Origin of the sequence: Nonomuraea sp. NPDC050227 (genome assembly GCF_044459705.1) — a bacterium.
In the GTDB taxonomy this organism is placed as follows: domain Bacteria; phylum Actinomycetota; class Actinomycetes; order Streptosporangiales; family Streptosporangiaceae; genus Nonomuraea.
This window is the reverse complement of sequence record NZ_JBITJF010000007.1, coordinates 385,357-397,535: the sequence shown is the minus strand read 5'-3', so window position 1 is coordinate 397,535 and position 12,179 is coordinate 385,357. Positions and strand designations below refer to the sequence as shown.

Annotated in this window: 10 protein-coding genes; 3 read left to right on the top strand and 7 right to left on the bottom strand. The window is 70.2% G+C overall.

Going from position 1 to position 12,179, the window contains the following annotated elements:
• The first annotated feature begins 11 nt into the window (after positions 1 to 11).
• Positions 12 to 2,702 (top strand): P-loop NTPase fold protein, encoded by a 2,691-nt coding sequence (locus ACIBK9_RS28385; RefSeq protein WP_397161973.1) that lies wholly within the window; start codon positions 12 to 14, stop codon positions 2,700 to 2,702.
• A gap of 207 nt (positions 2,703 to 2,909) precedes the next feature.
• The gene (locus ACIBK9_RS28380) at positions 2,910 to 3,806 is read left to right on the top strand and encodes a lysostaphin resistance A-like protein (protein ID WP_397161972.1); all 897 of its coding nucleotides are present in this window, start codon (positions 2,910 to 2,912) and stop codon (positions 3,804 to 3,806) included.
• Positions 3,807 to 3,814: 8 nt separating this feature from the next.
• Here the strand turns inward: ACIBK9_RS28380 and ACIBK9_RS28375 are convergent, their stop codons facing one another.
• Positions 3,815 to 4,504 carry a response regulator gene (locus ACIBK9_RS28375; protein ID WP_387682754.1) on the bottom strand — a complete coding sequence of 230 codons (690 nt, stop codon included), beginning with the start codon at positions 4,502 to 4,504 and terminating at the stop codon, positions 3,815 to 3,817.
• Positions 4,501 to 5,685, bottom strand: coding sequence for a sensor histidine kinase (locus ACIBK9_RS28370; RefSeq protein WP_397161971.1), 1,185 nt, complete (start codon positions 5,683 to 5,685; stop codon positions 4,501 to 4,503). The genes ACIBK9_RS28375 and ACIBK9_RS28370 overlap by 4 nt, the downstream gene beginning before the upstream one ends.
• A 170-nt stretch (positions 5,686 to 5,855) precedes the next feature.
• On the opposite strand from ACIBK9_RS28370, the gene ACIBK9_RS28365 reads away from it, so the two are divergent.
• Complete coding sequence (locus ACIBK9_RS28365; protein WP_397161970.1) at positions 5,856 to 7,532, top strand: DUF4328 domain-containing protein; 1,677 nt, start codon at positions 5,856 to 5,858, stop codon at positions 7,530 to 7,532.
• A gap of 53 nt (positions 7,533 to 7,585) precedes the next feature.
• Here ACIBK9_RS28365 and ACIBK9_RS28360 read toward each other — a convergent pair whose 3' ends face one another.
• From ACIBK9_RS28360 to ACIBK9_RS28340, 5 genes are all read right to left on the bottom strand, one after another.
• Positions 7,586 to 7,981 carry a MerR family transcriptional regulator gene (locus ACIBK9_RS28360; RefSeq protein ID WP_397161969.1) on the bottom strand — a complete coding sequence of 132 codons (396 nt, stop codon included), beginning with the start codon at positions 7,979 to 7,981 and terminating at the stop codon, positions 7,586 to 7,588.
• Positions 7,982 to 8,525: 544 nt separating this feature from the next.
• On the bottom strand, positions 8,526 to 9,275 hold the full coding sequence (locus ACIBK9_RS28355) for a PP2C family protein-serine/threonine phosphatase (RefSeq protein ID WP_397161968.1): 750 nt from the start codon (positions 9,273 to 9,275) through the stop codon (positions 8,526 to 8,528).
• A 79-nt stretch (positions 9,276 to 9,354) separates the two neighbouring features.
• Positions 9,355 to 11,154 (bottom strand): ABC transporter ATP-binding protein, encoded by a 1,800-nt coding sequence (locus ACIBK9_RS28350; RefSeq protein ID WP_397161967.1) that lies wholly within the window; start codon positions 11,152 to 11,154, stop codon positions 9,355 to 9,357.
• Positions 11,151 to 11,636, bottom strand: coding sequence for a hypothetical protein (locus tag ACIBK9_RS28345; RefSeq protein ID WP_352356185.1), 486 nt, complete (start codon positions 11,634 to 11,636; stop codon positions 11,151 to 11,153). Before ACIBK9_RS28345 ends, ACIBK9_RS28350 begins: the two co-directional genes overlap by 4 nt.
• Positions 11,636 to 12,133: a MauE/DoxX family redox-associated membrane protein gene (locus ACIBK9_RS28340; protein ID WP_397161966.1), complete on the bottom strand. Its 498-nt coding sequence runs from the start codon at positions 12,131 to 12,133 to the stop codon at positions 11,636 to 11,638. The genes ACIBK9_RS28345 and ACIBK9_RS28340 overlap by 1 nt, the downstream gene beginning before the upstream one ends.
• Between the last annotated feature and the right edge of the window lie 46 nt (positions 12,134 to 12,179).

Here is a 12,179-nt window from a genome sequence, read left to right as displayed (position 1 = left end):
ATAATCAAGGCATGCCGATCGCGCGCTTATTTGTCGTGGTGGTCCTGGCCGTGGGCACGGGCTTCGGTGCTCCCCAGTTCCTGGACAATTCGGCGCTGTCCATCTCGCTCGAGACGTTCCCGCGCGTGCCCGTGCAGGTCACCGTCGTGAATCCGGGACCGGCCGTGACGGCCCGCATCCAGGTCGCGGGCCCTGCCGCGAGCGCGGTGAGCGTCCAGGGCGGCGGGTCGGTTCAGCTTCCGGCGGGCGGGAACGTGACCGTCACCCTGGTGCCGGGGCCACGGCTGCGGGAGACAAGCGGGCAACTGGTTCTCTACGCCGAGACCGGGGTGACGCGGCGGGAACTGCGGGTGGTGCCGCGGCACCTGCTTCTGCGGCTGTGGCCCCATCTCGCCGGTGGTCTGCTCCTTGTGGGGCTCCTCGCCTGGCTGATGTGGCGCAGGCGCAGGCCGCTGGTGGAACCGGCCCCCTCTCCCAAGGAGGAGGAGCAGGCCCCGGCCGGATTCACGCACAGCGACGAGCCGGCGGTCACGGACAGCCTGGGGCGGGCGGAGTACGCGCAGGCGCTGGCGCTGCTTGCCCACTCCGCCTCTCCGCCCATGGTCATCGGTGTCTACGGCGATTGGGGGATCGGCAAGACCTCCCTGCTCAAGCAGGTCAGACAGGTGATCGACGATCAGTACGGCGACTGCGCACACGTGTGGTTCGACCCGTGGCGGCACCAGTACGACGACAACCCGGTGCTGCCGCTGCTCCACACGCTCGTCGCGGAGCTCGGACTGGCGAAGAAGGAACAGGTTGCGCGCACGCTGCGGACCATCTCCGAGGTGCTCGGCTCTCTGGTGCTCTCCTCGACGGCCCGGGTGAACCTGGCTGACGTGCGCAGCAGTCTCAAGGAGTACGACGAGCAACATTTCCGTATTCGTTCGGATCGTGCGCGGCTGGATGAGTACCTCACCGATCTGATCGCCCAAGCTCTGGCGGAGACGGGCAAGAAGCGGCTCGTGGTGTTCATCGACGACCTCGACCGATGCGCCGGCGACCAGGTGGCCGGACTGCTGGAGGCGCTCAAGCTCCATTTCAACCGCGACAACTGTGTCTTCTTCCTGGCCGTCGCCAAGGAACCGCTGCTGGTGGCCCTCGGGGAGAAATACAAGGGGCTGCAGGTCGACCATTATCTGGACAAGATCATTCAGTTTCCGTTTGAAATGCCGAGGTTGTCAGCCGCCGCCTTCGACGACTATCTGCGGAGCCTGCTTCCGGAAGAGATCATGCCCACGCGCGACTTGCTGCGCATCGGGCTGCCGCGCAACCCTCGGTCGATCAAACGGTTTCTCAACGTCCTGATATTGCAGGACCGGATCGCCAAGGCGAGGAAGCTGTCTCCGTACGACGTCTCCACCCTGGCGGCGATCCTGCTGATCAGGGAGGGAGACGGTGAGTTCTACGCCAGGCTGGCCCAGGACGCCAGCCTGTTGCAGCGGATCAAGGAGGATCTCGACACCGCCGAGGAAGGACGGCAACTCGATTGGAGTCAGTTGCCCCTTCAGCTCATCTCCAGGTTCCGGGACTCCCATCGGGCTGTGCCCGCGGACGTGAGCGCGTACATCGATCTGGTGAGATCCACCCCCATCCCGGAGCACAGCGAGGAGGAGTCGAAGGCGGTGCCGCCGGTGGGCCAGCCGCTCGTCGCCGCCGCCAGAGGGGAGCTGGCGGAAGGACTCGCGGTGCTCGCCGAGCGGGTGGAGCGGCAGGTCGGACAGTTGCTCCCCGCCGGGGGCGCCGTGCTGGCGCAGGATCTCGACATGGACGGCCGGGCGATCACGCTGGACGACCTCGTCGCCCGCTGGGACCGGGGCCTGCTCGTGGTCGGAGCGTCAGGCGCCGGCAAGACAGTGCTCGCGGCCCGGATCACTCTGCGCCTGCTGGAGGAGGGCGGTGGTCCCGTTCCGGTCTTCGTGAGCCTGCGGTCGCTGGACCTCAGCCGTCCAGGGTTCGAGATGTGGATGACTCATGCGCTCGTCCAGCAGTACCGGACGCCGATCACCGAAGCCCTCGCCATGGTCAATCGGCAGCGCCTGATCTATGTGCTCGACGGGCTGGACGAGGTGGCCGACCCCGCCGACCGCGACAAGATCGCTCAGGAGGTGGTGCGCTGGCATGAAGTGACCGGGGCAAAGATCACTGTCACCGATCGCCATCCTGGCCCGGGCCATCCGCTGGTAGTGCACCAGGACTTCGTCAAGGTGCGGGTGAAGGGGGTTACCGAGCAGGAGATGTCGCGCCTCCTGGGCGCGTGGAAGGGGTCGGCGGCGGACGCCGAGGAGCTCGCGGGCGCGCCCGCGCTGCTGGCCAACCTGACCGACTCGTGGCTGCGCGAGGCATCGGCGGACGGGCGCGATCTCGTCGAACTCTACGCCGACCGTGCGATGGCGATGCTCGATGACGGGCCCGCACTGCAGGAGATCCTGCGTGACGTCGCGCGACACCTGATCTCCCGGGATGGGACGAGCTTCGACGACGAGAGCCGGGAGATCAGAAACATCTTCCGGCACCACGGCAAGCACGGCCGGCAGGTGCCGCAGTCGCTGGAGGAACTGGTCAGGGCCGGGCTGCTCCGCCGGCTCTCGACGAACGAGTACCAGTTCGTGCACCACCGTCTGCTCAAGCACTTCGCCGAAGGGGGTTCTGGACAGCAGTGACCTGATGCCTGACCTCGAAGGGTGTCAGAACTGGATCTAAGGCGGTCGCTGCCGGTGCGCAGGCCGGCGAGGCGGGGGACGGATCCTGATCCCTCGTGAGAGCTACCGCTGTGTCCGTTCCAGGGGGATGGCATGCCCGGCTCCGATCCCTAGCCTCACTTAGGCCGCGGAAGACACCGCGGACATCTGATCGAAAGGATCGCGATCGTGGCGTCCCCTGAGCATCCGAGAACCACCCCTTCGCACGCCGGTTCGGCCACGGGCCGTGACCGGTTGCGCAGGTTCCGGTTCCCCGTCCTGCTGGTCGCGTTGTTCGGCGTGATGTCGGTGACGACCGGGATCAACCAACTCGTCTTGCCCGTACCGCTCCTCGCCCTGCCGGTGGGGATCGGCCTGGCCATCATCGCCGTCATCTGCTACCGCTGGTTGTGCCGGGTCGTCGAGCTGCGTCCGGACGTCCCCGAACTCGGGAAGACGCGGCGATGGTCCCAGCTGTGGCGCGGGATGTTGCTCGGGTCGGGCCTGTTCGCCGGGCTGATGGCGCTGATCGCGGTGTTCGGTGGCTGGCAGGAGCTGTCCTGGGGTTCCTTCGGCGGCTTCCTTGGCGCCGCGGGGCTGATGGCCGGCGTCGCCGTGACCGAAGAACTGCTGTTTCGCGGGGTGGTGTTCCGCATCGTGGAGGAACGTACCGGCACCGTGATCGCCCTGGTCGTATCCATGCTGCTGTTCGGTGCGATGCACCTGGTCAACGGCAACGCCACCCTGTGGGGCGTGTTCGCGATCGCCTTGACGGGCGGAGCCATGCTGGCCGCCGCCTACGTCGTCACCCGCTCGCTGTGGTTGCCCATCGGCCTGCACTTCGCCTGGAACTTCGCCCAAGCCGGGATCTTCGGTGTCACGGTCTCCGGATCGGCCGCGCCACCCGAGGGCCTGCTGAACGTCACGCTGTCCGGCCCGACCGCGCTGACCGGCGGCGTCTTCGGCCCTGAGGCCAGCCTCTTCGCGCTGCTGGTCTGCTTGGTGCCCACGATTCTCCTGCTGCGGCGGGCCGCCCGCGCCGGCCGGATCCGACCTCGGCAGCACCGCGCCGAGCCCTCCGCCTGACCGCCGTGTCAACCCTGATCGGCGGCCACCAATCCCACCCGGTAGGCGAGCACGACCGCCTGTACACGGTCGCGCAGGTCGAGTTTCGTCAGGATCCGCGACACGTACGTCTTGACGGTCTCGATGCTGATGGACAGTCGTGTGGCGATCTCCGCGTTGGACAGGCCCTCGGCGAGCTGTTCCAGTACTTCCAGCTCCCGCTGGGTCAGCGCCCGCACGACCTCCTGCAGGGCCGGCCGGGCGGAGTCGGTGGGGCGCAGGCGCTCGGCGAAGTGGCCGATGAGGGCCCGGGTGACGGCGGGCGCGAGCAGGGAGTCGCCGCGCGCGACGGTGCGTACGCCGTCCACCAGTTCCTTCGGCCGCGCGTCCTTGAGCAGGAAGCCGCTGGCGCCTGCCCTGAGTGCTTCGTAGGCGTACTCGTCGACGTTGAACGTGGTCACCACCAGTACCTTCACCGGAGCGGCGACGCCTGGCCCGGCCAGTCGCCTGGTGACCTCGATGCCGTCCAGGACGGGCATCCGGATGTCCATCACGACGACGTCCGGCAGCAGCCGCCGGGCGGCCTCGAGCGCCGCGCGGCCGTCCGCGGCGTCCCCGACGACCTCCATGTCGGGCTGGGCCGAGAAGATCGTGGTGTAGCCGGTGCGCACCAGCTCATGGTCCTCACAGATGAGCACCCGGATCGGCGTACTGGTCATGCGGTGCTCCTGAGGGGGATGAGGGCCCGGACGGTGAACCCGCCCCCGGGCCGGGCGCCGGCGGTCAGCTCACCGTTCAGCATCTGGACGCGGCGGCGCAGCCCGTCCAGCCCTCGCCCCCCGGACGGCACGGCGGGACCTTCCACCAGAGCGGACCCGTCGGTGGTCACCTCGATGTCGATGTGGCCGGCGCGGTGGTGGACCGTGACCCTGGTGGGCCGGCCGGTCGCGTGCTTGATGGCGTTCGTGAGGGCTTCCTGAACCACCCGATACGCGGCCAGCTCGACGTCGACGGGCTGAGCCAGGCGCTCGCCGTGCTCGGTCAGTTCGACGGGCTGGCCGGAGACGCGGGCCTGTTCGACCAGGTCGGCGATACCGCCGAGGCCCGGCGTACGCGCCGTGAGCGCGTCGTCGCCGGTCGCCTCCAGCACATCGAGCAGATGCCGAAGCTCCGTCAGCGCCCGCCGGCCGGTGTCGCTGATGGCGGCCAGCCCTTGCCCTGCGCGTTCCGGTGCGGCGCCGACCAGGAACTGCGCGGCGTCGGCCTGCACCACGATGGCGGTCACGTGATGGGTGACCACGTCGTGCAGCTCACGGGCGATGCGGGCGCGTTCGTCGGCGCCGGCCGCCAGCGCGCCGAGCCGCCGCCGTTCGGCCTCCTCGGCCCGCCACCGGCGCATCCCGGCTCCGGCCATCCAGATCACGACCAGAACCAGGTAGAAGGCGACGAAGTCCGGGATCCGGTTGGGGGATCCCAGCCGGCTCAGGACGATCGCGAGTGCGGCGTAGCCGGCGCTCACCGCCGCCGCGAGCGTGCGACGGTGCCGGGACTGTTGGGCTCCGGCCGTATACAGGGCCAGGTAGAAGCCGACGCTGGCGAACGTCGGCGGACAGCAGAGCGCCTGATGAACGGCGAAGGCGGCGCCGATGACGGCCAGGCATGCCGCCGGGTGACGGCTGCGGAACGCCAGCGGCGCCGATTGCGCCACGGTCAGCACCACCGCCAAGGCGTCGGCCGGTCGCTTCGGCAGGTCACTGAGCTGGGCTCCGATGACGGACAGCGTCGGTACGAAGGCCAGCGCAGTGAGCGTCGCCGCGAGCGCGCCGTCCTTGACCAAGGACGGCTGGGCTCTCCACCAGGCCGGCCATGAGCGGACGGCCAGGGGAACGCGCGCGAACACCGGGGTAGTCTAACGGCCCGCTGCCCGTACCCGCGGTACTCAGGACCTGGCCGACGGCGATGCCGATGACGGACGGGCGCACCTGCAAGGCGGTCACCGGGATCCTGTTGGCCCCTCTTTTGGAATCATCGACACCGACCGGCGATGATCTCGACGAGGAATGAGTCACCATGACCGACCCCCTACGCGACGGCGACCCGGCTCGCATCGGCTCCTACCGGCTGCACGCAAGGCTCGGTGGGGGCGGGATGGGAGAGGTGTTCCTGGGCCGCTCCCCGGGCGGGCGCCTGGTCGCCGTCAAAGTGGTGCGCCCGGAGCTGGCCGGCAACGGCGACTTCCGGCGCCGCTTCACCTCCGAGGTGGACGCCGCCCGCAAGGTCGGCGGGTTCTACACCGCCCAGGTCGTGGACGCCGACACCGACGCCGTCCGGCCGTGGCTGGCCACCGCCTACATCCCCGGCCCCTCCCTGCACCAAGCCGTCGACGAGCACGGGCCGCTCCCGGTGGAGTCGGCCGCGGTGCTCGGCGCCGGGCTGGCCGAAGGACTCGCCGCCGTGCACGCCTGCGGGATGGTGCACCGCGACCTCAAACCCGGCAACGTCATCCTTGCTGAGGACGGGCCCCGCCTGATCGACTTCGGCATCGCCCGCGCCCTGGACGCCACCAGCCACACCCAGACCTCCACCGTGCTGGGCACCGCCGCGTTCATGTCCCCCGAACAGGCCATGGGCCGGGAGGTCGGGCCGCCCTCGGACGTGTTCTCGCTCGGCTGCGTGCTCGCCTTCACCGTGACCGGCCGCAGCCCCTTCGGGACGGGGCCCGTCCACGCGGTCGTCTTCCGCGTGGTGCACGCCGAGCCCGATCTTCAGGGAGTGCCAGCCCCTCTGGCCGCTCTGGTGGCGGCCTGCCTGGCCAAGGACCCCGCCGCCCGGCCCGGCCTGGAGCAGGTGCTGACCCGGCTCACCGCGCTCGCTTCGCCCGACCAGGGGCGGTGGCTGCCTGAGGCGCTCACCCAGGTCATCGCCGACCGCCGGACCCTGGCGCTGACGGCCCTTCACGACCCGGCCACCGCGACCGACGGTGGCGGCCCCCGAGCGATGGCGCCACCACCGTTCGGCCACGCGAATCCGCCGGGGGCGCCCCAGCCCTTGCTGGTCAACGAACGCCGCCATATGCGCGGCCGTGACCCCCTGCACTCCGCCACCGGCTACCAGATCGCCGCCTATGTGCTGCTTGCCCTCTTCACCCTGATCTCCGTGAGCACAGCGGTGTACCAGCTCGATTTCGCCGACGACGCGAGACGGTGGCACCCGGTGGAGAGCTACGACGAAACTGAGACGGTCGGCCAGATCATGCTGGCGGCCCAGGTCGTCTCCGGCGTGGGATTGACGACGTCCTGGCTGCTCTGGTTCTTCCGGATACGGGTCGTCGCCGAACGGCTCGCGCCCGGCCGGCTGCGCTACCGCCCCTCCATGGCCGTATTCGGCTGGTTCATCCCGATCGGCAACCTGTGGCTGCCCAAGCAGATCGCCGACGACATCTGGCACGCCTCCAGCCCCCCCGGACGCGGCGGCACGACAGCCCCGGCCGGTCTGCTGCACACATGGTGGGCCCTGTGGCTGGTCACTTTCCTGACCTGGCCCCTGTTCTGGATCGAGTGGACGACACTCCTCACCAAGGACTACGACTCCGAGACGTACGAGGACACCCTTGGCCTGAGGTACGAATTCACGTGGGCGACCTGGGCCAGCGTGGCCGTGCACGTGCTGGTCGTACCGACGGCGATCGTCACCGTCCTGTTCGTGCGGCGACTGGGCGCCATGCAGGCGGCCAGACTCGACACCTGACGACCGAACGGCCGGTCCTGATGCCCCCGGGTGTGGCCGGGGGCGGAAGGCGGTCAGTGGCGCCGGCGGAGTTCTTCGTTGATGCGCAGCGCCTCGGCGAGCTGGTCTTCCAGGATAATGATGCGGCAGGCCGCTTCCAGCTGGGTGCCGGCGTCGACGAGTTCGCGGGCACGGGCGGCCAGGCGCAGCTGGTAGCGGGAGAAACGGCGGTGCCCGCCCTCGCTGCGTAGCGGCTCGATCAGCTTGGCGGCGCCGAGGCTGCGCAGGAACGCCGGGGTGACGCCGAGGAGCTCGGCGGCCCGGCCCATGCTGTAGGCGGGATAGTCCTCGTCATCGAGCCGCTGCCCGAGACTGCCGGCCGCTTCGACCTCCTGAACCGGGTGATCGCCGGTGGGGCTGGGCCGCTCCCGCCTGGACGCGGTGACCGTTGCCTGAGGTGTTTGATCCATTCAACCTTCCCGAATGCGAACAGGGGCCCCGGCGCCATGATGCGCCGGGGCCCAGAGGTTTAACACCATCGACCGGCCCTGCCTGCGTGCTGCAGGGCGGTTCACTTATGCCGCACCAGCCGCCCGATGCGGGGGTGCGGGGATCGCGTAAGCGTGACCGTAGACCACCGTCCTGTTCGTGGAGCTGCGGTACCCGTGCGGCGACATGCGGCCGGCGACGGGCGATCCTGATGGCGTTCAACACTCCTTTCCGGTTATCCGTACCTCGGCGCCCCGATCGCTGGCGCCGACTTTCCGTAATCGGCAGCGCGTCCACCGCCCCGGCCCCTCTTGCTCAACCACACTGGCCGCGGCAGTCCGACCTTCTGCCCTACCTCGTTCTGTACTGCTGTCCACGTTCGTCCGGGCAGCCCCATCGTGGTGCTCGTGCTGCCCTCGTGGATTCGTTCCTTGCGATGTCAGGAACTCTAGCTCCCCTTGGCGCGAATGTCTACAGTGGCGACTACAGATTTTCTTTCGCTCAGAGGTAAGCGCCTGCCTCGCGCTAGTCAAGGAACGTGTATTCCTCTCGATGCTCCTCGAAATCGACGAATTCGACGACGACCATGGTGATGTTGTCCGGACCGCCGTGCTCCACGGCAAGGGCTTCGAGGCGATCGGCCACTTCCGCCGATCCGCCGGGGCCGCTCAGAACGTCCATCAGGAGCGGGTGAGGGACCGCCGCGCCGAGTCCGCCGGTGCACAGCAGGATCCGGTCACCGGCGTGCAGGCGGAAAGTCACCAGGTCAGGGGCGCGTTCGTGGGGTCGTCCATCAAGGAGGTTCGGGATGCGCTCCGGTGAATTCGGCGCGTCGGGGGCCTCGGCCGTGCCGTGGGCACGACTCGCGGTCGTCCAGATGAGTTCAGCGGCTCCGCCGGCGGTTCGTCGCGTGAAGTACGCCTGCGTATCGCCTGCGTTCGTGAAGACCGCCATGGTCCCGGACCACGCCATGGCAACCAGGTCGGCGCCCATGCCCGCCAGTTCGGGTTGCGCTTCGATCTTTCGCTGGATGGACTCGTTCGCGGATCTGAGCGCATGTCCGAGAACGGTTGTCAGGTCTGAGGGATCGATTTCGCGGTCGTACTTCCGCAGGGTTTCGGTCACGAGGTGGCTGGCAACGTCGCCGGCGACTCGTTCCCTGCGGCCGTCGGCGACCGCGAACACATAGGGACCTGTGTAGATGTCGTCCACGATGTGTCGGCGCGCGGACCCGAGACAGGTGCGGGAGGCCGCGTTCCAGGTGAGGTTCACCATTTTCGTCTGCCTGCCGGTTCGGGGCGGGGGTTGTCGGCTTGATCAGTCTGCCATCGTGTACATCTGGCCTGAGGCGGGTTCAGGCGTGCTCGACGGTGTAGCCGCTGGCCTGGAGGGTGAACAGGCGGGCGTATTCTCCGCCGGCGGCCATGAGGGCGGTGTGGGTGCCCTGTTCGGCGATTCTGCCCTCTGCCAGCACCACGATGAGGTCGGCGTCCTTGACCGCGCTCAGCCGGTGGGAGATGAGCAGGCTGGTGCGGCCGGCTCGATGCTCGCGCAACCGGTGGTGGATGGCGTGCTCGGCCTCCGCGTCGAGTCCGGCGCTCGGCTCGTCCAGGACGAGCAGGTCGCGGTCGCCCCTGATCAACGCTCTGGCCAGGGCGAGCCGCTGCCACTGGCCGCCGGACAGCACGACGCCGGAGGTCTCGGCCGCGTCGAGGAAGCGGTTGCTGAGCAACGTGTCGTAGCCGTGCGGCAGGGCGTCCAGCGCCGTGTCCACCCCGGCCAGCCGGGCCGCCGTCCTGACCTGCTCGGGCGAGGCGCCGAGTGAGCCGAGTGAGATGTTCTCCGCCGCCGTGAAGTCGTAGGCCACGTAGTCCTGGAAGACCGCGGTCAGCCGGGAGCGCAGCTCGGCGGGGTCGGCGTCGCGGAGGTCCGTCCCGTCCCAGCGGACCGCGCCGCGCGACGGGTCGTAGAACCGGCACAGCAGTTTGACCAGCGTCGACTTGCCGGCGCCGTTGAGCCCCACGAGCGCGACGCAGGCGCCGTGCGGGATGGTGAGATCCACTCCGCGCAACACCCACGGTCGCCCCTCGCCGTAGCGGAACCAGACGTCCCGCATCTCGATCCCGGAGCGGAGGGCGGGCAGCGGGCGGGGCGGGCGGCGTACGGGAAGGTCCGGGGCGGCGGAGACGACGGCGCGGTAGTGTCCGAAGACCAGCAGCGCCTGGTGCAGCCGGGCGAGCTGGGTGACCCCGCCCGACAGCGCGCCCTGCACCCCGGCGACGGCGGCGGCGAAGACGGCCACGTCGCCCACGCCGAGACGGCCGCCGGCGATCGCCCAGATCAGTCCGGCGCCGCCGATGGCGGCGCCGAGCAGGGCGAGCAGCCCGTGTCCCGCCAGCGCGCGCCGTTCCAGGGCCTCCTCCTGGCGGTTGACCGCGCGGATCTCGCCCAGGAGACGGTCGCGCAGGTACGCGCCCAGCCCGAACAGCCGCACCTCCTTGGCCGGCTCGACCTCGGTGAGCAGGCCGGCGTAGAAGATCTGGCGGCGCATCGCGGGGCTGATCTGCCATTCGAGACCCACCTTGCGCCTGCTCAGCGACAGTTGCACGCCCAGCGACGGCAGCGCCGACAGCAGGACGATCGCCGTCATGACCGGGCTCAACGCCATGAGCGCGGCGACGAACCCGGCCAGCGTGACCAGCCCGCGCACCAGCGACAGGCTGGGGGCCAGGATCTGGTTGGCCGCGCCGGTCCCGGCCTGCTCGGCCAGCCTGAGCCGGTCGCGGAAGCTGGGGTTCTCGAACGGGCCGAGGCCGACGAACGCGTTGACCGAGGTGAACAGGCGCTCGCGGGTCAGCAGGCCCAGGCCGCGGCGCAGCCGTCCGTCGGTGTGTTCGGTGAGATGCGGCAGCAGCGCGGCGACCAGGCCGACCACGCCGAGCATGATCGTCGGCATCAGTACGGCCCGGCCGCCCGCCAGGCCGTCCAGGATGAGCTTCGTGCACCAGGCGGCGGCCACCGGCGTCGTGCCGCCGGCGAGGACGGCCAGCACCGAGCAGACGGCGGCGACCGGGGCGGCCCGCCAGGCCGGCCCCCACACCGTCACGGCCCGCCCGGCCAGCCGTAACACACCGGGCGAGACGTCGTGGGTCATGCGGTGACGGGAGCGCCGAGCCCGGCCACGGTGACCGCGCGCGACCTGACCCGGCCGGAGTCGTCGAGCAGGTAGAAGGCGGGGAAGGCGGAGTTGGGGAAGGCCAGGCAGACCGGCCCGTTGGCGGGCTCGGCGATCACGGTGGCGCTGCCGCGCAGCGCGTCCGCGTAGCTCTCCCCGCCGGGGCCGGACACGACGGCGAGCACCTGCGAGGGGGAGTAGCCCGCGTTGGCGACGAGCTGGAGGAACGGCGGCAGTTGCCCGGGGCAGGCCTGGCACTCGGTGTCGAAGAAGCCGATCACCGAGGGCCGCCCGATCCCGCGCACGTCGGGGACGGTCGAGCCCACCGGCAGCAACGGCGGCCCCGAGGGGGCGGCGTGCTGCTCGGCGTGGCGCACCCTGCGGATCACCGCGAACGTCAGCACCAGGTTGAGCGCGCTCATGACGCCCACGATGACCAGGGCTGCGATGACGTACGGCATCAGAGGTTCCTCTCCAGGAGAAGGTCGGCGAGGTCGTCGAAGAGCACCAGCACGGCGGCGAGCACCGCGGCGGCGACCAGCGCCAGCGCCACCCCGGCGGGTTCGACGCGCCCGCCCGGCGTCACCCAGCCGGTGACCGCGACCGCGATCAGCAGCAGGTTGCGCACGATCTGGGCGCGGCTCAGCGGAGCGGCGGTGACGCCGAAGCACCGGCAGGCGGCGGCGGAGCCGCGGCGCAGGGCCAGCAGAATCGCGGCGGCGAAGGCCGCGAGCAGTGCGGCGGCCAGCCCGAACCCGGCGCGCTCGCCCAGGACGAGCAGCGCCACGGCGGCGCTCTCGCCGGCCAGCACGGCCACCGCGACCGGCGCGGCGGGCAGCCCGGGAGCCAGACCGGGGACGGAGGACACGAAGGCGCGCCAGCCGGTGGCCTTGCCCGCCAGCGCGGCCAGGAAGACCAGGCAGAGCACGGCCCTGCAGCCCAGCTCTATGTACGGCATGGCGCTCCTTCGCGGGTGGTGCCGCCCACGACCCCCAGCGAAGGGG